This is a genomic window from Duganella qianjiadongensis, assembly GCF_009857915.1.
Taxonomy (GTDB): domain Bacteria; phylum Pseudomonadota; class Gammaproteobacteria; order Burkholderiales; family Burkholderiaceae_D; genus Rugamonas; species Rugamonas qianjiadongensis.
Window position 1 is genome coordinate 18,195 of the sequence record NZ_WWCM01000022.1, and the last position, 20,544, is coordinate 38,738.

The window sequence follows — 20,544 nt, forward strand, 5'->3', positions numbered from 1 at the left end:
GACCTATGAAAAAACGCCACGAGTCTGTTTCCCCCGTACTGCATCCTGCCAGCATGCTCGCTGGCGCCGTGCTGGCCAGTGCCTTGCTGCTGCCGGCGCTGTCCCGCGCTGCCGACGACGACATCGTCCGGTTTGAAATCAGCCGCTTCGAAGTGCAGGGCAACTCCCTGCTCAGTGGCGCCGAAATCGATACGGCACTGGCGCCCTACACGGGCCGCAACAAGGATTTCGGCGATGTCCAGCGCGCGCTGGAAACGCTGGAAGCCATCTACCACGGGCGCGGCTACCGCATCGTCACGGTCGAACTGCCGGAGCAGGAGCTCAATGGCGGCAAGGTGCTGCTGCGTGTGGTGGAAACCCGCATAGGCCGGGTAAGGGTAGTGAACAACCAGTATTTCGACGAAGCCAATATCCGCCGCACCCTGCCTGCGCTGCAGGAAGGCCGCTCGCCCGACCTGACGGCGCTGTCGGCCAACCTCAAGCTGGTCAACGACAATCCGGCCAAGAATGTCACCATGAAGCTGCAAAGCGGCGAGGCCGATGACGAAGTTGATGCCGAACTCGAGGTCAAGGACCAGCGGCCATGGAAAGTCATGGCCAATCTGGACAACACGGGCACCGAGCAGACCGGCAAGACCCACGTCAGCACGGTGCTCCAGCATGCCAATCTGTTCGGGCGCGACCATGTGGCCACGCTGCAGTACACCACCACCGCCGAGGAGCCGGGCCGTGTCAAGGTGTATGGTGCCGGCTACCACATTCCCCTGTACCAGCTGGGCGATACGGTGGATCTGTATGCCAGTTATTCGAACGTGGATTCGGGCAAGGTGACGGCCGGTATTTTCAATCTGGCCGTCAGCGGCAAGGGGGCCACTTATGGCGCCCGCTACACCCACAATCTGGCCAGGCAGGGCGAGCTGGAGTCGCAGCTCTCGCTGGGGCTCGATTACAAGGCCTACAAGAACAGCGTACTGTTGCAGGGGCTGGAGCTGGGCAATGATGTGACCGTGCATCCGCTTAGCCTCGGCTATCAGGCCAGCCTGAGCAGCGGAGCCGGCAGCGTGAGCGGACAGCTGACCCTGTCGCAGAATCTGCCGGGCGGCAGCAAAGGCGACCAGCATGCCTTCAATGCCGTGCGCGACGGCGCCAAGGCCGGCTATACGGTGCTGCGCGCTCTGGGTAGCGCGGTAAAGGGTTTCAGCAATGACTGGCAGGTGCGTGCCATCTTCAATGGCCAGTACAGCCCGCACGAGCTGGTGCCGGGCGAGCAGTTCGGCGCCGGTGGCGCCAGTTCGGTGCGCGGCTTCCTTGAGCGCGAAATTGCCAATGACTCCGGTGCCACCCTGAATCTGGAAGTGTATGGCCCGAATCTATGCCCGCGCGAAGGCTGGAATTGCCGCCTGCTGGGTTTTTATGACAGTGCCTATATCCGCCGCAGTCATCCTGCTGCAGGCGAGCTGGCCAGCACCAGCATCGGCAGCGCCGGTATCGGCGCCCGTTTCGTGCTGTCCACCTACGTCAATCTGCAGTTCGACCTGGGCCACATCGTCAAAATGGGCGCAACCAGCCATCACGACGCCAACCGTCTGCACATACGCCTGGGCCTGGCCTACTAGGGAAGGAAATCTTCATGTTTTGCCTGAATTTCAAGTCATATGTCCGCTGGCTGCAGGTGCTGATGCTGGGCCTGCTGCTGGCCGGCGCCAGTGCGGCCTGGGCGGCGCAGGTGGCCGGCACCATCGTCCAGCTGAGCGGTCCCCTGCTGGCCAAAAAAGCCGATGGCACGGCGCGCATCCTGTCGCTCCGCTCGGAAGTGGAGGGCGGCGATACGCTGATGACGGAGAAGAACACCTATGCCATGGTGAAGTTCATCGACAACAGCGAAATTACCCTCAAGCCCAACACTACCTTCAAAGTGGAGAAATTCAGCTATGAGGCCGACAAGCCGGACGGCGACAGCGCTTCCTTCAATCTGGTCAAGGGCGGCTTGCGCTCCGTGACTGGCCTGCTGGGCAAGCGCAACAAGGAAAAGTTTTCCATGAAAACGCCGAGCGCCACTATCGGTATCCGTGGCACCACCTTCACGGCCGACTGGATAGCCCCCGATGCCGAAGCGCTGGCCGCCTACAACATGGCCAGCACGGCGGCGCTCGATCAATTTGCCGCACCGGTGAAACCGCTACAGCTGGCGCAGGCGGCGAATATGCCGAATGCGCCCAATGCACCCGGCTTGCAGCCCGGCCTGTATGTGCAGGTCATCGACGGGATGATCAATCTGAGTAACAGAGGCGGTAGCCAGAATTTTTCCGCTGGCCAGTTCGGCTACACGGCCACTTTCACCCATCCACCGGTAGTGGTGCCGGCCAATCCCGCCTTGCAGTTCAATCCGCCGCCGTCATTCAACTCGTCGCAGAACAGCCCTGGCAGCAGCACGGCCACACCGGCCAAGCCCAAGGATGTTGATTGCATCGTGCGGTGACGCTGTACTACGCAGACAGCGCTTGACCTTCCCATCGTGGGATACTCGATGCTATGGTTACCGAGTTGTCCCGCGAGATCATCATGCCTGCTACTAACACTCCTGCGCACACCCTGTCCTTCAAAGTCGAGGGCATGACCTGTGCATCCTGCTCCGGCCGCGTCGAGCGGCTGCTGGCGGCCATGCCCGGCGTGGCCGCGGCTAATGTCAATCTGGCGACGGAAACGGCGCGCGTCAGTTCGGACCAGCCGCTGGCGTTCGATACGCTGACCCAAGCCATAGCACAGGCCGGCTATCACGCGCTGGCACCGGCTGCGCCGCCGCAGGCTGCGCCCCTGCTGGCCACGGGCGGCGGTACGGCCGTGCTGCTGGCGGCCCTGTTTGCGCTGCCGCTGATGCTGCCCATGCTGCTGGAACTGGGCGGCAAGCACTGGATGCTGGACGGCCGGCTGCAATGGCTGCTGGCCACCCCCGTGCAGTTCTGGCTGGGCGCGCGTTTCTACAAGGCCGGCTGGGCGGCGCTGAAAGACCGCAGCGGCAATATGGACCTGCTGGTGGCGCTCGGTACCAGCGCGGCCTACGGCCTCAGCGTGTACCAGCTGCTGGCGGCGCCCAGCACCATGCCGCACCTGTATTTCGAAGCCTCGGCCGTGGTGATTACCCTGATCCTGCTGGGCAAATGGCTGGAGGCGCGCGCCAAGCGCCAGACGACCTCGGCCATCCGTGCCCTGCAGGCGCTGCGGCCGGAAACGGCGCGCGTGCAGCGCGGCACGCAGGAGGTGGAACTGCCCATCGCCGCGGTGCAGGTGGGCGATCTGGTGCTGGTGCGGCCGGGCGAACGGATCGCCGTTGACGGCATCGTGCAGCAGGGTGCCAGCCATGTGGATGAAGCGCTGATTACCGGCGAGAGCCTGCCGGTAGCGCGTAGTGCAGGGCAGCGCGTGACGGGTGGCGCGATCAACGGCGAAGGCCTGCTGCTGGTGCAGGTGACGGCGGTGGGCGCGCAGAGCACGCTGGCGCGCATCATTGCGCTGGTAGAGGATGCGCAGGGGGCCAAGGCGCCGGTGCAACGGCTGGTCGACCGCGTTAGCGCGATCTTTGTGCCGGTGGTGGTGGTGCTGGCGCTGCTCACGCTGGCGGGCTGGCTGCTGGCCGGTGCCGGAGTGGAACACGCGCTGATCAACGCGGTGGCCGTGCTGGTGATCGCCTGCCCCTGCGCGCTGGGGCTGGCCACACCGGCGGCCATCATGGCCGGTACGGGCGTGGCGGCACGCCACGGCATACTGATCAAGGATGCCACGGCGCTGGAACTGGCGCACCGCATCAGCAGCGTAGCGTTCGACAAGACGGGGACCCTGACCGAGGGCAAACCGGCGCTGCTGGCGCTGCATGCGCTCGATCACGATCAGGATGGTTTGCTGCGGGCAGCCGCCGCCATCCAGCGCGGCAGCGAGCATGCGCTGGCCCGTGCCGTGCTTGATGCTGCGGCGACGCGCGGGCTGGCACAGGATCTGGCTGCCAGCGAACTTTCAGCGCTGCCGGGACGGGGCGTGGCGGCGACGGTGGCAGGGCGGCGCCTGTTGCTGGGCAGCGGCCGGCTGATGAGCGAACAGGGCGTATCGACTGCGCCGCTGCAGGCCGAGGCCGACGCACTGGCACGGCAAGGCCGCACCATTGCGTGGCTGGCCAGCGTGACGCCCGCACCTCAGCTGCTAGGCCTGCTGGCCTTCGGCGACCGCATCAAGCCGCAGGCGCAGGCGGCGCTGCAGGCGCTGCACGCGCTGCATGTGGAAACCATATTGCTGACGGGCGACAATCAGGGCAGTGCCGATGCCGTAGGGCGCGAACTGGGCCTGACGCGGGTGATCGCCAATATGCTGCCAGCCGATAAGGCGGCGGCCATCACGGCGCTGCAGCAGCCCGGCGCCTGCATCGCCATGGTGGGCGACGGCATCAACGATGCGCCTGCGCTGGCGGCGGCCGATGTGGGCATCGCCATGGGCAGCGGCACCGATGTGGCCATGCATGCAGCCGGCATTACCCTGATGCGCGGCGATCCGGCGCTGGTGGCGGCGGCCATCAGCATCTCGCGCCTGACCTACCGCAAGATTCGGCAGAATCTGTTCTGGGCATTTATCTACAATCTGGTGGGCATACCGCTGGCCGCTTTCGGCCTGCTCAACCCCATGGTGGCAGGGGCGGCGATGGCGCTGAGTTCCGTCAGCGTGATCAGCAATGCGCTGCTGCTGCGGCGCTGGAGGCCAGCATGAATATCGGACAGGCCGCTGCCGCCACGGGCGTCAGCGCGAAAATGATACGGCATTACGAGAGCATCGCCCTGATCCCGCCCGGCAAGCGCAGTGCGGCGGGCTACCGTATCTACGCCGACAGCGATCTGCACGCGCTGCGCTTCATCAAGCGCAGCCGCAGCATGGGTTTTTCGCTGGAACAGATACGCGAACTGCTGTCGCTATGGCAGGACCCCAGCCGCGCCAGCGCCGACGTGAAACGCCTCGCGCTGGGCCATGTGGCGGAACTGGACACGCGTATCGCCGAGCTGACGGCCATGCGCAACAGTCTGCAGCAGCTGGCGGGCTGCTGCCATGGCGACCAGCGCTCCGAGTGTGCCATCCTGCAGTCTCTGGCCGACTAGTCTAGAACGATCTAGATCGCACTAGATCGGTCTAAAAAGGTCTAGAACGGGCTAAAAACGAGGGGGATAGTCTGGAACAGACTAAATCGGCCTAATATAGACTGGTCTAGACCGTATTAGACTGATCTAGACCTGTTTAGACCTGTTTAGACCGGATTAGACTAGGCGCGGACAAACATCCACACGGTCAGGCTGGCGCCGACCAGCACGACAAAACCGCGCATGACTTTTTCCGGCAGGCGGTGGATCAGCCAGCCGCCGACGAAGCCGCCCGCGATGCCGCCGGCACACAGGGCCAGCGCGGCTGGCCAGCTGATCAGCGAAGAGCTGGCGAAGATGGCGGCGGCCGCAGCATTCATGGCCATGGCCAGTACGTTCTTGGTGGCTGCTGCAGCGCGCACCTGCTGGCCGGCGATGGTCAGCGCGGCCAGCATCAGAAAACCTATCCCGCCACCGAAGTAGCCGCCGTACACGGCGATGCAGCTCTGCACCAGTATCAGGGTCCAGCGCGGCATGCTGCTGGCGGCGTGCAGCGGTTTTTTGCGGAAGCTGCCCCAGGCGAACACGCTGGTGGCGAACAGCACCAGCCAGGGCACCAGCCGGGCAAAGAAGGAAGGCGGCGTATTGAGCAGCAGAATGGCGCCGAACAGGCCGCCGATGGCGCTGATGATCAGCATCTGGCGGAACGTCAGCGGGCCCACATCGGCCACCAGTTTGCGGCCGGCATAACCGGAAGTGATCTGGCTGGGGAAGAGCGCGATGGTGGACGTCATATTGGCTGCCAGCGGATTCAGGCCGGCCAGCAGCAGGGCCGGGAAGGTAATGAACGAGCCGCCACCGGCAAGAGCGTTCTGTACGCCGGCCAGAAAACCGGCCGTGGCAACCATCAGTATCAGGGTAAGATCAAGCGCGGGAGCGAAGTGCATGGGAGAGGCGGCCGGCGGGTGTAGCGCAACGGTTAAAGTGAAATGGTTACCGTTGATTATAACCGCGCCAGCCACAGCCGGCCTGAACCGGCAGATTTCCCGCTGTGCCGGGGCTAGGCTGCTGAGGTGACGGGGTAACCGGCTTGCACGATGGCAGCCGTCAGGGCGGGCAGCGCCGAGCTGCTGTCGATACGTACCTGTTTGCTGGCCAGATCGATCTCGACGCGGGCGGCAGCATCGACTGCCTGTACGGCTTTGGTGACGGCGCCCACGCAGTGGCCGCAGCTCATGTTTTCTACCTGTAATTGATACATCGTGATTCTCCTGTTGGGGTGACGATGATCATACTGTAGCCCTTGCCACCGTGGGAAGGGCAAGCATTCTTCAGGTTTCCGGCGGATCGTCGAGTTTGGAGAGGTCCAGACAGACCAGCGCCCAGATGCCGCCAGCGTAGTCGGGCTGGCTGGACAGGCGCTCCACTTCCGAGGGTTTGATTTCGAAGGCCTTGCCCTGTTCCACCAGCTGGCCCACATGGCCATAGATGGCTTTGGTGGCATTGCTCATGGCTTTGCCCATGGTTTCGCCGCTGGTGACGCAACCGGGAATATCGGGCACGGTCACACCGTAGCGGCTGCCGTCTCGCTTGCGGATCAGGATAGGAATGTCCATGGTCACACCTCGGTTCGGTCCGTGGGGCAGGGAATACAGGGCTAGGCAGTCTAGTGTCATACAGCTTGCAGCCGGTTTCAAGCACTTTCGACGCCGATTGCGCGCGAGCGTAGCGAAAAATTTATTCCTGTTATTGATTGTTTCCTCAGGGGATAATTTTCCCGGATTCCGGACTGTGGGTGCGGCAGCGCTGGCAGGTGAAGCAAGGCGTGGCTGTCAGCGCTGGCAGCGGTGACGAATTCCTGTTGTCTGTGTGCGACAAGCACCGGACGGAACTGACTGCCGGCTCGGCTGCAGGCCGGCCGGCTCGCTTCAGAATTCCGTGTGCAGCCGTACCGAGCTCACATCTACCGGGCCGCGCGCGGCGTTGTAGGCGGGATGGCGGATGCGCTGCCAGTCCAGCGTCAACGCCAGCGATTTGCTGATGGCCAGATTGTAATAGGCTTCCACGGCCTGTTCCTGACGGTACTGCAGGGCGCCGTCGCCGATGAAGAAACTGATGCCGCCGGCGGCCAGATAGGCCCGGCGCTGGGCCGACAGGCCGTTGCTGGCCACGGCCAGGCCCACAGTATCCTGCGCACGCTGCCAGGCTGCGCCCTTGAGCACGGCGCCAGCCGTGATCGACTGGTCGATTTCCGTGAAGGCATAGGTTTCCGTCTTGCCGTCCGCCTTGCTGTAGCGCCCGAACAGGCCCAGTTCGGGGCTCACAGCCTGCTCGAAGCTGAGGCCCAGACCACGCTTGTGCTGGTTGCTGTTGCGCACCAGATTGATGTCGGGCGTGCTGCCGCTGCGGGCTCCCAGTTCGCTGGCATCCTGATAGCGCGCCATGCGCAGATGACTGTTGAAGGCCAGCAGCCGTACGCGGCCCGGCTGGCCGGCCAGCGTGTGAGCGTGTTCGAGTTCGATCTGGTCGCCATAGTGCTGCCAGATTTTCGGATCCAGCACCTGCTGGTTGGGCTGGCGCGGCTCGATAAAGCGGCCGGCCCGCAGCACCCAGTCATCGTGGTACCACTCGAGCGCGGCGCCCCAGGTGTAGCCGCGCGCATCGGCGGCGTAATCGTAGGCGCCGTAGGTCATCATGGCCCAGTTGAGGAACTGGGTACGCGGATCATGGCTATAGCTGTTGGGATCGAACACGTCGAGGATGGACAGATTGCCCGCCGTGAGCACCCAGCGGCGCCGGCTCTGCATGCCGGCCAGCTGGTTGGCGGCCGATTCCACGGCATCCTGTTCGCCTTGCTGTTCGCCGCCTTCCGGCCAGCTCTGGCGCAGGAACAAGCGGGCGCGGTAGATCTTCAGCGTCTTGCCGGAAGCTCGGCCCATGTCGCCATTGGTAAAACCGCCCAGACCCGTCAGGCCGGACAGGGGCACGCCCTGAGCCGCTTCGGGATTGAAGTACAGCTCGCCACCCCGCCATGGCCGCCAGCCCAGCGCCAGTGTCGTGGTCCAGGAATAACTGAGTTCGCGTTCTGGGCTCAGGCTGTTGGTGCCCGAATAGGCTGCAGGGAAAGCATGTTTGTTCTGCCACGTATAGGTCGATTGCAGGTGGGCATTCCAGTCTTCGGCGCTGATGTCGTCGCCGGCGTGGGCCAGTCCCGCCAGCAGAGGCAGGCTGTAAAGGGTGAAACGAGAAAAGAGACTGCGCATACAAACTCCCGGTTCCTGTACCGCGCTGGTACAGGAGCATGCCCGCGCTGGTGCGCGGGGCTGATTCATGATGATATGGGGAAGCATGTGCACGGATGTTGCTATCCGTGCAGGCTACTACCCGCCGTGCAGGCATGGTAGCAGCACGATATGTCGTGCGGATTACCTTGCCTGTGTGGGGTCGAAGTTTCGACGACTATAACTGTCCACAGCAGAGGCTCCGAAATGCAGAAGCCGAGATTATAACCGTTTCTTTTCCCAAATAAACAACCCCGCCGGCAGCAGGCTGCGGGCGGGGTTGCGGGTTGGTCGTGGCCGGCGGCTAGAGCACGTCGCTGGCGTGGTCGGCCAGACGCGAGCGTTCGCCCCGTGCCAGCGTCACGTGGCCACTGTGCGACCAGCCTTTGAAGCGGTCCACCACATAGGTCAGGCCGCTCGAACCTTCCGTCAGGTAAGGCGTGTCGATCTGGGCGATGTTACCCAGGCAGAGGATCTTGGTGCCCGGACCGGCCCGGGTCACCAGCGTCTTGACCTGTTTCGGCGTCAGATTCTGTGCCTCGTCGATGATCAGGAACTTGTTGACGAAGGTACGGCCACGCATGAAGTTGAGCGATTTGATCTTGATGCGCGAACGGATCAGATCCTGGGTGGCCGCCCGGCCCCACTCGCCGCCGTCGGAATCGGACTTGTTGAGCACTTCGAGGTTGTCGTCGAAGGCGCCCATCCATGGCGACATCTTTTCTTCCTCCGTACCGGGCAGGAAGCCGATGTCTTCGCCCACAGGAACCGTGACGCGGGTGACGATGATCTCGTTGTACAGCTTGGTCTCCAGCACCTGCGCCAGACCGGCCGCCAGTGCCAGCAGGGTCTTGCCGGTACCGGCCTGACCCAGCAGGGTAACGAAGTCGCACTCGGGATTCATCAGCAGGTTGAGGGCGAAGTTCTGCTCGCGGTTGCGCGCCGTCACGCCCCACACGCTGTTCTTGTTGTGGCTGTAGTCGCGCAGCGTCTGCAGCACGGCCGTCTTGCCGTTGATCTGCTTGACCTGACCATAGAACGGCGCTTCGCCATTCTTCGGTTCGAGGAAGACGAACTGGTTGACCAGCAGGCTGGGGATGAAGGGGCCCGTGACGCGGTAGAAGGTAGCGCTCTGGCCGTTCTTGTTTTCCTGCCAGCTTTCCAGATCCTTGCCGTGCTTGCTCCAGAAGTCATCCGGCAACTGCACGATGCCCGAGTACAGCAGGTCGGTATCTTCCAGCACGTGGTCGTTGAAATAGTCTTCCGCCGGCAGGCCCAGCGCGCGCGCCTTGATGCGCATATTGATGTCTTTCGACACCAGCACCACATGGCGGCCATCCTGCTCCGCTTCGAGCGAACGTACCACCGACAGGATCTGGTTGTCGGCCTTGCCGACCGGCAGGCCGAGCGGCAGATCGGCCGTCTGGATGCGGGTCTGGAAGTACAGCCGGCCCTTAGCATCCTTGTTGCCCAGCTTGGACAGGGGGATGCCCTGATCGATCGCATCGTCGTCCGTGTTGGACATCAGCGCGTCCAGCGTGCGCGACACCTGACGCGCATTGCGCGCCACTTCGGTCATGCCTTTCTTGTGGTTGTCCAGTTCCTCCAGCGTCATCATGGGCAGATAGACGTCGTGCTCTTCGAAGCGGAACAGCGACGTCGGGTCGTGCATCAGCACATTGGTGTCGAGTACGAACAGCTTGGTGGCGCCAGTCTGGTCGGCATGGCGGCTGGCGGACGATTTGAGCGGCACTTCCACCGGCTTGTGCTTGGCCGGATGGGGCGTTTTGGTACTGATCGGCGTGACTTTGCTGCGCGCCGCCGGCGCCACCTTGGCCCTGGCTGGTGCTTTGGCAGGCTGGGCCGCCGGTTCGGCGGCCGCTGCCGCCTTCAGCACGGCCGGTGCCGCTTTCAGCACGGCGGCGACCGCGCTGCTCTTGCCCGCTTTGGTGCTGGCAGGCGCTTTGGCCTGGACGGCTTTGGCTTTGGCCGGCGCCGCTTTCTTCGGCGCTGCGGCCGGCTCGGCCGGCACTGCCAGCGGCGCTATCGCGTGCGTACCGCTGGCTTTGGGATAATCTTTGGCCAGCAGGATGGTCGCTGGCTGACTTGGAATTTTTGGCAGTGGCATCAGGATCTCATTTTCTAAAAAGCTGGAGGAATCCGCCCATAGGCGCAGCGCGCTGTCCGGCGCTCGCGGCGCTGGCAACGTTGCAACCGGATGGGGTGGATGCGAGGGAAAACAACTTACAAGACTGCCGACGGGCGCTCATCTTGCCCGGGGAAAGAACCGCATGGCGACCGGCTGGCCACCATGTTGGGTGGGAGATAGTACAGTGCTGACTCAAGGATAGGTGCCGTTAAGGCTGTTCGCCTGCTTGGTTAACAAACGTCTTGCGACGTTCAGCAACGCTGGCGCTTGCAACACGCAACCGGTGATTAAGCCTGGCGCGCTACAAATTCCAGCACTTCATCGACGTGACCTGCTACCTTCACGCCTCTCCATTCTTTCACTATTTGACCTTGAGCGTCAATCACAAACGTGCTGCGTTCAATGCCACGTACAGTCTTACCATACATCTGTTTCATCTTCATGACGCCGAACTGCAGACACAGTGCTTCATCCGGATCGGAGATCAGTTCGAACGGCAGGCCCAGTTTGGTTTTGAAGCCTTCGTGCGAGCGCAGCGAGTCGCGGCTGATGCCGTAGATTTCCGTGCCGGCCGCCTGAAATTGCGCGTACAGGTCGCGGAAGGCAATGTTCTCGGTGGTGCAGCCCGGGGTGTTGTCCTTGGGATAGAAGAACAGCACCGTGTAGCGGGCCGGACGGCCTGCCAGCTGGAAGGTCTGGCCACCCGTCATGGCGGCGGAAAAATCACTTACTGCGGTAGGGCGGTCAGCCACAGGCGTCTCCAGTTCGGTTGTTGTGTCGGTTCAAGCGCGGGCATCACCCTGAACGATCAACTGTCCCGAGCGGCCCGGCAGTTCGCCCCAGGTGATAGCGCAAACGGGCAAAGTCTGGTGCTGCACTTTCTGGTAGTAATCGGCCATCGAGGCCAGCTGATAGCCTTGTGCTTTCCAGCCAGTGAGCAATTGCTCGAATATGGGGGCAAGTTTCTGCCCTTCAAGCTCTGCGTGCAAAGTATAGACGTGGTCGCGCGTGGCGCCCGCCGTCAGCTGCAACAGGAAGTCGGCAATATTGGCGGTGCTGATGGTGACCCCATTGATCTCGCGTCCCAGCAGCTCGTCCAGCGTGGGCAGGGTGGTGGGCAGTTGCACGTGCTTGAGCACGGTGGCGCCATCGCTGAGGCGGTGCGGACCATCGGCCGGATTAGCCAGCGTACCGTCCTCGTTGAGGCGGCAGCGGCCATCGGAAGCATAGGCATAGCCGGCCGTGTCGTGTTCGGCAAAGGCGGCAGCATTCATCTGCCAGCCGGCGGCGCCATGGGTACGCGGCGCCACGCCATACACCTGGCTAAAGCGGGCGGCTGCTTTGCGCATCATGCTGGTGGTCCAGCCGGCGTCGCGCTGCGCCACATTGTCCTGCCACAGCACGTGGTCCCAGGTGTGGATGCCGCACTCGAAACCGGCCGCCTGCACGCTGCGCAGCTCGGCAGCGCACTGCTTGCCGATGTCCGGCCCCGGCAGCAGGGTGCCGTACATCAGCGTTTTCAGGCCGTAATGCTCGACCACGGACGTGCGCGAGACTTTGCTGAAAAAACCGGGGCGCAGGGCGCGCCGTAAAGCCCAGCCCGTGTGATCCGGCCCCAGCGAAAACAGGAAGGTAGCGCCGGCCTGATGGGCCGACAGCATGCGCACCAGATTCAGCGTGCCTTCCCGGGTGCCGCGATAGGTGTCGATATCGATCTTCAACACCATCAGCGGTTTAGTCGTAGCAGTGGTCTCGCTCAAGGTCAGGTCTTAGTCCATCAGTTTCTGCGCTTCGGCTACCTGGCTGCGGTAGGCGTCGAAGATTTTTTTCAGGGCGTCGGCCATGGTGGTGGTCGGTTTCCAGCCCAGCTCTTCGCAGGTGTTGGTGATTTTCGGTACGCGGTTTTTCACGTCCTGATAGCCGGCGCCATAGTAGGCACCCGAGGTGGTTTCCACGATCTGCACTTTGGCAGCGCCGTCGGCGTACTCAGGGTACTGTGGCGCCAGTTTCAGCATCATGTCGGCCAGTTCGCGGATCGAGTAGTTATTCACCGGATTGCCGATGTTGTAGATCTTGCCGGTGGCAGCACCGTTCTTGTTCTCGATGATTTTCATCAGCGCATCGATACCGTCGTCGATGTCGGTGAAGGCACGCTTCTGATGGCCGCCATCGACCAGCGAGATGTTCTCGCCGCGCACGATGTGACCGAAGAACTGGGTCACTACGCGCGAAGAACCTTCTTTCGGGGTGTGGATGGAGTCCAGGCCGGCGCCGATCCAGTTGAACGGACGGAACAGGGTGAAGTTCAGGCCTTCCATGCCGTAGCCCCAGATCACGCGGTCCATCAGCTGCTTGGCGTTGGAGTAGATCCAGCGCGGTTTGTTGATCGGGCCGCAGATCAGTTCCGAATTTTCCGGATCAAACTCTTCGTCGTGGCACATGCCATACACTTCCGAGGTCGACGGGAATACCAGATGCTTGCCGTACTTGGCAGCCGAACGCACGATAGGCAGATTGGCTTCGAAGTCCAGTTCGAACACGCGCAGCGGTGCTTTGACGTAGGTCGACGGGGTGGCAATCGCCACCAGCGGCAGGATCACGTCGCATTTCTTGACGTGGTATTCCACCCATTCCTTGTTGATGGTGATGTCGCCTTCGAAGAAGTGCATGCGCGACTTGTAGCTCTCATTCTCCAGCAGGTCGGTGATACGGTCGGTATTCATGTCCATGCCGTACACGTGCCAATCGGTGGTTTCCAGAATGCGCTTGGACAGGTGATGGCCGATGAAGCCATTGACGCCGAGGATGAGGACTTTTTTCATATGCTGTTTTCCAGTAAGTGTTCAGTAGCCGCCGGCCAACTAGGCTGCCAGGCGGGCTTGCAGCTGCTCGGCCGAAATGGCAAGGCCATCGGCCGTCAGAGCGAAAATGGTAATAATGCCACCATCGCCGCAGACGCCAAAAATGCAATTATCCACTACTGTCAAGCCGAGTGGCAAACTTCGCGCTGCAACATTGGCGGAATTGCCATTTTCAAAAGCGCCGTGACGGTCGCCCAACCGGGCCCGTTCGATCACATAGCGTACCCCGTTATGCTCGGTGAAAGCGCCCGGATAGGGCGGGGCCACGGCGCGGTGCAGGTTGTACACCTGCTGCGCTGGCAGGTGCCAGTCGATACGGCCGTCTTCCGGCTTGCGGCCACCGAAGTAGCCGCCCTTGCTCAGGTCATTGTTGATGCGCATGGCCGTGCCATCGAGCAGCGAAGGCAGCACGCGCCACAGCGCCTGTTCGGCCGCCACGGTAACCTTGCCGAACACTTCGAACGCCGTATCGTCCGGCAGGATGGGCACCACCATCTGCGAGACGATGGCGCCGGCGTCGGGCTTGACCGTCATCTCATGCAGGGTCGCGCCGGTTTCGCTGGCGCCATGCAGCACGGCCCAGTTGACGGGCGCGCGGCCACGGTATTCGGGCAGCAGCGAACCATGCATATTGAAGGCCGGCGCCACGTCCAGCAGGCTGGCCGGCAGCATGTGGCGGTAGTAGAAGCTGAACATGAATTCAGGATCGGCTGCCTTCACCTGCGCCAGCAGTTCGGGCGATTTGGCATCGGGTGGCGTGATGTAGGGGATGCCCTCGGTCTGGCACAGGCTGACCACGGATTCGAACCAGATGTTTTCCGTCGCGCTGTCCTCGTGGGTGACCACCAGCGCCACATCGACGCCGCCGGCCAGCAGCACTTTCAGACAGCGCACGCCCACGTTATGGTAGGCGAACACCACGGCGCGTGCGCGCGGTTCCAGTTCCAGGTTATGCGATGTTTCAGTCATGGCGGCGTCCTACCGTACGTTTTTCTGCGCCTTGCGACGTTTCAAAGGGCTGACCGGGCTGCTGCTCGAGGATGGTCTGTACCACGTAGCGCGGACGGGCGCGTACTTGCTGGAAGATGCGGCCCACGTATTCGCCCAGCAGGCCGATGCCGAACAGGATGGTGCCCATGAAGAAGAAGGCAATCGCGAACAGGGTGAACAGGCCTTCCGCCTCGGCACCTAGGAAGATGCGGCGCACCAGCAGCACGGCCACCAGCAGCGCCGATGCAAGCGAGAGCAGGATGCCGAACATGGAGAAGAACTGCAGCGGCACCAGCGAGAAGCCGGTGACCAGATCGAAGTTCAGGCGGATCAGGCTATACAGCGAGTATTTCGATTCGCCGGCAGCGCGCTCTTCGTGCTCCACCACGATTTCGGTCGGGTTGCGGGCAAAGCGGTAGGCCAGCGCCGGTACGAAGGTATTCACTTCGCCGCACTGGTTGACCAGATCGATCACATTGCGGCCATAGGCGCGCAGCATATTGCCCTGATCGGTGATCTTGATGTTGGTGATGTTCTCGCGCAGGTGGTTCATGGCCTTGGAGGCGTAGGTGCGCCACGCGCTATCCTGCCGCTTGCGGCGGATCGAGCCGACGTAATCGTAGCCCTCGCGTATCTTGGCCACCAGATTGCCGATTTCCTCGGGCGGGTTCTGCAGGTCGGCGTCCAGTGTAATCATGATGTCGCCGCGCGCTGCTTCGAAGCCGGCCAGTATCGCCATGTGCTGGCCGTAGTTACCGTTGAATAGCACCACGCGCGTCACGTCGGGACGGGCGCGGAACTGCTCGGCCAGTATCGACACGGAGTTATCGCGGCTGCCGTCGTTGACGAACACGATTTCATAGCGGCTGCCCAGCTTGTCGAGCGCCGGATACAGGCGGTCGAACAGGGTCTGCAGGCCGGCCTGCTCGTTATACACGGGGATAACGACGGAGATTTCTGGTTTCATTGCAGTCGTACTCATTTGATCAGGATCGCTTTCACGGCGGCCACGGTGCGCTCGACGTCGGCCATGGTCATGGCGTAGAACATCGGCAGCGTGACGGTCAGACGGCCGATGCGCTCGGCCACGGGGAACATGCCTTCCTTGAAGCCCCGTTCGCGGTACATGGTGAACAGGTGGATGGGCGCATAGTGGTAGCCGGTGCCGATGTTATAGCCTTCCTGCAGGGCGCGCATGAAGTTGGCGCGGGTGCCGGGGCCGTGATCGGGCAGGATGATCTGGAACAGGTGGTAGTTGCTGCTGTCAAAAGCCTGCAGCGGCAACTGGGCGCCGGACAGCGCTTCGAAATCGCTGCCGAAGCATGCGTAGTAGTGGCGCGCCAGCGCGCGACGGTGCTCGGTGATGGCGGCGATATTGGCGAACTGGCCCAGACCGATGGCAGCCATGATGTCGCTCATATTGTATTTGCCGCCCAGTACATCGACATCGATGCCGTCGACGCCGCTGCGGGTGACGCCTTGCAGACGGTATTTCTCGGCCAGACGGGCTTCTTCCGGCGTGTTCAGTACCAGCGCGCCGCCTTCGCCGGTGGTGATGTTCTTGTTGGCCTGGAAGCTGAACGAGACGAAGTCGCCGAAGGCACCGATGCGCTGGCCTTTCCATTCCGAGCCGAAGGCTTGCGCCGCATCTTCCACCACGCGCAGATTGTGCTTGCGGGCGATGGCGTACAGGCGGTCCATGTCCACCGGCAGGCCAGACAGATAGACTGGGATGATGGCCTTGGTACGCGGGGTGATGGCCGCTTCCACCTTGTCCAGGTCGAGGTTGCGGGTGATCGGATCGATGTCGGCAAAGACGGGCGTGGCGCCGACTTCGATGATGACGTTGGCCGTGGCTACCCACGAAATCGGCGTGGTGATCACTTCGTCGCCGGGACCGATGCCGGCGATGCGCAGGGCGATCTCCATGGTGCAGGTGCCGGAATTGAAGGTGCGCACAGGGCGGCCACCGAAGTATTCCGACATCTGCGCTTCGAAAGCCTGTACTTTCGGGCCGCTGGTAATCCAGCCGGAGCGCAGCACTTCGCCCACGGCGGTAATGGTGGCTTCATCGATGGTGGGCTTGGAAAAGGGCAGGAAAGGCTGGGCAGAGGTCATGGTGTGCACTCGTTTCTAGTGTCAGAGCAGTCTCTGACGGTGGTCTGAAAAGGAGACCGGATCAGGTCTCCGCAGGTTTTGTCGTGGTCAGACGGCGTTGGCCGCATTCTAAAGCCAGACTCAGGTCCGCGCCAGTAAGGCAACGCCGACCAGTATCACTGCGATGGCGAACAGGCGCTGGAAAGTCAGCGCTTCGCCGAACAGATACCATGCGCCTATGGCCGTGACCACATAGCCCAGCGACAGCATGGGGTAGGCGATGGAGACATCGACCCGCGACAGGGCGATGATCCACAGTACCACTGACAGCACGTAGCAGGTCAGGCCGCCGATAATGGGCAGCTGGGTGGCGACTTTCAGGCCGACGCTGAACAGATTGTCCAGCGTCAGGTGGATTTCGCCCACATTGCGCGCGCCCGCTTTGAGCAGCAACTGGGCTACGGCGTTCAGCAGCACGCCGAAAACAATAAAACTGAAGGTGGCGATATTCATGCGGTAAATCAGGCTTTCATTTCAGGACTGGCGCCTGCACGGCGCCAGCGGGGGCTTACAGGTTGGCCACTACCACACGGCGGGTATCCTGCACGATCAGGCGCATGGGCAGGCCTTGCTGTTTCAGTTCGGCGTATTTTTCCGGGCTGATGATGGCCAGCGCTTTCACGCCCGCCCTGGTGTGCTGCTGCCAGCGTTCGACGAACTGCGGCACGGTGGGTATCGACAGTTCCGGCTGCTGGCTCAGGCCGAAGGTGAATTCATCCCAGTAGTCCACCAGCGTGACGGGGCGGCGCAGGTAGAAGGTCATCGACTGCTCGTAGGTGGCTACCGAGTAGACCGGGGTGTCAGGCGTCAGCTCCGGGCGCATTTTGAGCGCGGCGGTTTTACCGGCGCGCATGGCGCCGTAGGGCTCGAAGCCGGTGAGTATCAGCTCGGTGGCGGCAAAGCCGGCAATCGCCATGGTCAGCACGGTCAGGTCGCGGCGCAGGTGGCGTGCATGCAGCAGGGCCACGGCGCCGCCGGCGGCGGTGATGATGGCTGCCGCCAGCACCCACGGCTGGTAGGCCGTCAGCAGCGCCGTCTCGCTGGCATGGCGCACGCCGATCTTGACCATCTGCGGCACGGCGATGATGCCGGCAATGCCGATCACCACCAGCAGGCCGGCAGCGATGATGCGGCTGCGCCGTGGCGCCGTTTCCAGATAGGCGGCCAGCAGTAGGGCCAGCGCGGGGAAGATGGGCAGGATGTAGCCGGGCAGCTTGGAGCTGGAATAGCTGAAGAAGGTGAAGATGAACACGCTCCAGATCAGCAGCAGCAGGCGCGGCTGGAAGCGGGTTTCGGCGCGGCGGCGGCCGGCCGCCAGCAGTGCTTGCGGCAGCAGACCTAGCCACGGCAGTATGCCCGGTGCCAGCAGCACGAAGAAGTAGTACCACGCGCCTTCGCGGTGGTGGGTTTTGAGGAAGAAGCGTTCCCAGTGCTCGTGCACGAAGAAGAAGTGGGGCTGTTCGGGATTGCGCAGGCCCACCAGCACGAACCACGGCGTGGCGACGGCGAAGAACAGCAGCAGGCCTTTGCCCAGATGCAGACGCTTCCAGATGGCGATATCGCCCGACAGCAGCGAATACAGCACCAGCACGGCGCCGGGCAGCACCAGCCCGATCAGCCCTTTGGCCAGCACGGCCAGCGCCATGCCGGTCCAGCACAGCAGCATCCAGTTGCGCTGCTCGCTGGCCGTGGCGTCGTCGCGCTGGGCTATCAGCACCGCGCACAGCACGATGGTCATCATGCCGGACAAGCTCATGTCGAGCGAATCGATCTGGCCCGAAGCTACCCAGAACAGGCTGGAACCGAGTGCCAGCGCCGCGTAGAAGCCCGCGCGCGGGCCGAACACGCGGCTACCGGCATAGCCGCTCAGCAGCACACCGAGCAGACCGCACAGGCCTGTCCACAGGCGCGCCTGCCATTCGCCCAGACCGAAGGCGGCGAAGGACAGCGCGTTCATCCAGGTCTGCAGCGGCGGCTTTTCGAAGTATTTGATGCCGTTTAAGCGGGTGGTGACCCAGTCGCCGCTGGCGAACATTTCGCGCGCCATTTCCGCATAGCGGCCTTCATCGGGCGGCACCAGCGTGCGCACGCCCAGCGCATACAGCCAGACCAGGATGAACACCGCCAGCAGCGACCACAGGACTTTCTTGTTGTTATACAGATCGTTCATCAGGCAGCGCTCTCCCCATGCGGTGGAATGATCAGAGCCAGCGTGACCTTGCGGCCTTCGCCCATCAGGATGTTGTAGGTGCGGCAGGCCGCCTGGCTATCCATGCATTCCACGCCGATGCGGCGCATGGTCAGGGCGGCCGTCAGGCGCGGGTGGATGAAGCGCTGGCGCTCGCCCGTGCCGAGGATGACCACGTCGGGGTTGTCGGCACCGATTTGCAGGAAATGCGCTTCGGTGATGCTGTCGAAAGTAGGGGCATCCCAGGCGCGCGGCGCCACTTCGGGCATGACGATCAGGCTGTAGTCGTAGCGCTGGGCATTGATTTCGACGCCAGCGGCATCGTAGCCGGTGACGGTCTGGTATTTCTGGGTATCGCTGGCGTGAAGCTTCATGGAGCGTAGTTGGCGGTTTTAATCGGCTAAAGAAGCGTCATTGTAGCGTTTTTCCGTGCACTTCCAGTCTGAAAGGTTGATTAAATGGGATGCTTTCGGCAGAATGGGTCTTTTCGCATTGCAGCACGGGCCGGCGGGCATTTTTAGCAGGCCACAGCGGTTTGCCTCACCAGAACAGGATTTTATTTTGCGACCGATTCAAAAATCCAACAAATTAGCGGAAGTTTGCTACGAAATCCGTGGTCCGGTGCCGGAAAAAGCCCGGCAGATGGAAGAAGAGGGCCATAAGATTACGAAATTGAATATTGGCAACTTGGCCGTATTCGGTTTCGATCCGCCCGACGAGATCGTGCGGGACATGAAAATCAACCTGCCCGACGCGGCCGGCTACACGGATTCCAAAGGCATGTTCGCGCCGCGCAAGGCGGTGGTGCACTACTGCCAGCAGAAAAACATCCGTGGCGTGACCATCGACGATGTCTATCTGGGCAATGGCGCCTCCGAGCTGATCGTGATGGCCATGAATGCCCTGCTCAATAACGGCGACGAAGTGCTGGTGCCGGCGCCCGACTATCCGCTGTGGACCGCGGCCGTCAGCCTGTCCGGCGGCAAGCCGGTGCACTATATCTGCGACGAGCAGCAGGAATGGTATCCCGATATCGAGGATATGCGCAGCAAGATCACGCCCAACACCCGCGCCATCGTGGTCATCAACCCCAACAACCCGACCGGTGCGCTGTATCCGGTGGAGCTGCTGCAGCAGATCATCGAGCTGGCGCGCGAGCACCAGCTGATCATCTACGCCGACGAAATCTACGACAAGGTGCTGTACGACGGCGCCCAGCATGTGTCTATCGCCTCGCTGGCGGACGACGTGCTGTTCGTGACCTTTAACGGCCTGTCGAAAAACTACCGCGCCTGCGGCTACCGCTCCGGCTGGATGATCGTGTCCGGCGAAAAGAGCCATGCCAAGGACTATATCGAAGGCCTCAACATGCTGGCCTCGATGCGCCTGTGCGCCAATGCGCCGGGCCAGTTCGCCATCCAGACGGCACTGGGCGGCTACCAGTCGATCGACGATCTGGTGGGGCCGGGCGGACGCCTGCTCAAGCAGCGCGATCTGGCCTACAAGCTGCTGACCGATATTCCCGGCGTCACCTGCGTCAAGCCCAAGGCGGCGCTGTATATGTTCCCCCGGCTCGATCCGAAGATCTACCCGATCACGGACGACCAGCAATTCGCATACGAATTGCTGGCGGAAACCAAGGTGCTGATCGTGCAGGGCAGCGGCTTTAACTGGATTGCGCCCGATCACTTCCGCGTGGTATTCCTGCCCAATACCGACGATATGACGGAAGCATTCGGTCGCATCGCCAAGTTCATGGAAGGCTACCGCAAGCGTCACGGCAGCAGCTTCTGAGTCAACTGAATCA

The 20,544-nt window shown here is 62.4% G+C and carries 19 protein-coding genes; 5 read left to right on the plus strand and 14 right to left on the minus strand.

The window, feature by feature from the left end; genetic code table 11:
• The first annotated feature begins 5 nt into the window (after positions 1-5).
• From GTP27_RS20885 to cueR, 4 genes are all read left to right on the plus strand, one after another.
• Positions 6-1,616, plus strand: a complete 1,611-nt coding sequence (locus GTP27_RS20885) for a ShlB/FhaC/HecB family hemolysin secretion/activation protein (protein WP_229634267.1) — start codon at positions 6-8, stop codon at positions 1,614-1,616.
• A 14-nt stretch (positions 1,617-1,630) separates the two neighbouring features.
• Positions 1,631-2,479: a FecR family protein gene (locus GTP27_RS20890; protein WP_371865971.1), complete on the plus strand. Its 849-nt coding sequence runs from the start codon at positions 1,631-1,633 to the stop codon at positions 2,477-2,479.
• 83 nt (positions 2,480-2,562) lie between these two features.
• Positions 2,563-4,749, plus strand: a complete 2,187-nt coding sequence (locus tag GTP27_RS20895) for a heavy metal translocating P-type ATPase (protein ID WP_229634268.1) — start codon at positions 2,563-2,565, stop codon at positions 4,747-4,749.
• Positions 4,746-5,132, plus strand: coding sequence for a Cu(I)-responsive transcriptional regulator (cueR, locus tag GTP27_RS20900; RefSeq protein ID WP_161041035.1), 387 nt, complete (start codon positions 4,746-4,748; stop codon positions 5,130-5,132). The genes GTP27_RS20895 and cueR overlap by 4 nt, the downstream gene beginning before the upstream one ends.
• A gap of 161 nt (positions 5,133-5,293) precedes the next feature.
• Here the strand turns inward: cueR and GTP27_RS20905 are convergent, their stop codons facing one another.
• The 14 genes from GTP27_RS20905 to GTP27_RS20970 all read right to left on the minus strand — a co-directional run bounded on the left by GTP27_RS20905 (position 5,294) and on the right by GTP27_RS20970 (position 19,111).
• Complete coding sequence (locus GTP27_RS20905) at positions 5,294-6,058, minus strand: sulfite exporter TauE/SafE family protein (RefSeq protein ID WP_161041036.1); 765 nt, start codon at positions 6,056-6,058, stop codon at positions 5,294-5,296.
• Between the two features lie 113 nt (positions 6,059-6,171).
• Entirely contained in the window at positions 6,172-6,372 is a 201-nt protein-coding gene (locus GTP27_RS20910; RefSeq protein WP_161041037.1) for a heavy-metal-associated domain-containing protein, read from the minus strand.
• Positions 6,373-6,442: 70 nt separating this feature from the next.
• Complete coding sequence (locus GTP27_RS20915) at positions 6,443-6,727, minus strand: type II toxin-antitoxin system HicB family antitoxin (protein ID WP_161041038.1); 285 nt, start codon at positions 6,725-6,727, stop codon at positions 6,443-6,445.
• A gap of 312 nt (positions 6,728-7,039) precedes the next feature.
• Positions 7,040-8,374, minus strand: coding sequence for a carbohydrate porin (locus tag GTP27_RS20920; protein ID WP_161041039.1), 1,335 nt, complete (start codon positions 8,372-8,374; stop codon positions 7,040-7,042).
• Positions 8,375-8,696: 322 nt separating this feature from the next.
• Positions 8,697-10,520, minus strand: a complete 1,824-nt coding sequence (locus tag GTP27_RS20925; RefSeq protein ID WP_161041040.1) for a PhoH family protein — start codon at positions 10,518-10,520, stop codon at positions 8,697-8,699.
• A gap of 308 nt (positions 10,521-10,828) precedes the next feature.
• Positions 10,829-11,293 carry a peroxiredoxin gene (locus tag GTP27_RS20930; protein ID WP_161041041.1) on the minus strand — a complete coding sequence of 155 codons (465 nt, stop codon included), beginning with the start codon at positions 11,291-11,293 and terminating at the stop codon, positions 10,829-10,831.
• Between the two features lie 30 nt (positions 11,294-11,323).
• A complete protein-coding gene (locus GTP27_RS20935; RefSeq protein ID WP_161041071.1) occupies positions 11,324-12,268 on the minus strand; it encodes a polysaccharide deacetylase family protein in 945 nt (314 codons plus the stop codon).
• A gap of 42 nt (positions 12,269-12,310) precedes the next feature.
• The gene (locus GTP27_RS20940) at positions 12,311-13,363 is read right to left on the minus strand and encodes a bifunctional UDP-4-keto-pentose/UDP-xylose synthase (protein ID WP_161041042.1); all 1,053 of its coding nucleotides are present in this window, start codon (positions 13,361-13,363) and stop codon (positions 12,311-12,313) included.
• Positions 13,364-13,402: 39 nt separating this feature from the next.
• A complete protein-coding gene (locus GTP27_RS20945) occupies positions 13,403-14,371 on the minus strand; it encodes a formyltransferase (protein WP_161041043.1) in 969 nt (322 codons plus the stop codon).
• A complete protein-coding gene (locus tag GTP27_RS20950) occupies positions 14,364-15,359 on the minus strand; it encodes a glycosyltransferase (RefSeq protein ID WP_161041044.1) in 996 nt (331 codons plus the stop codon). Before GTP27_RS20950 ends, GTP27_RS20945 begins: the two co-directional genes overlap by 8 nt.
• Before the next feature lie 11 nt (positions 15,360-15,370).
• On the minus strand, positions 15,371-16,510 hold the full coding sequence (locus GTP27_RS20955; RefSeq protein WP_161041045.1) for a DegT/DnrJ/EryC1/StrS family aminotransferase: 1,140 nt from the start codon (positions 16,508-16,510) through the stop codon (positions 15,371-15,373).
• 120 nt (positions 16,511-16,630) lie between these two features.
• Positions 16,631-17,002, minus strand: coding sequence for an SMR family transporter (locus GTP27_RS20960; protein WP_161041046.1), 372 nt, complete (start codon positions 17,000-17,002; stop codon positions 16,631-16,633).
• Between the two features lie 55 nt (positions 17,003-17,057).
• A complete protein-coding gene (locus GTP27_RS20965; RefSeq protein ID WP_161041047.1) occupies positions 17,058-18,719 on the minus strand; it encodes a glycosyltransferase family 39 protein in 1,662 nt (553 codons plus the stop codon).
• Positions 18,719-19,111: an Mth938-like domain-containing protein gene (locus tag GTP27_RS20970; RefSeq protein WP_161041048.1), complete on the minus strand. Its 393-nt coding sequence runs from the start codon at positions 19,109-19,111 to the stop codon at positions 18,719-18,721. The genes GTP27_RS20965 and GTP27_RS20970 overlap by 1 nt, the downstream gene beginning before the upstream one ends.
• A 187-nt stretch (positions 19,112-19,298) precedes the next feature.
• Here GTP27_RS20970 and GTP27_RS20975 point away from each other — a divergent pair, with 187 nt between their 5' ends.
• On the plus strand, positions 19,299-20,531 hold the full coding sequence (locus tag GTP27_RS20975; RefSeq protein ID WP_161041049.1) for a pyridoxal phosphate-dependent aminotransferase: 1,233 nt from the start codon (positions 19,299-19,301) through the stop codon (positions 20,529-20,531).
• Positions 20,532-20,544 lie beyond the last annotated feature (13 nt).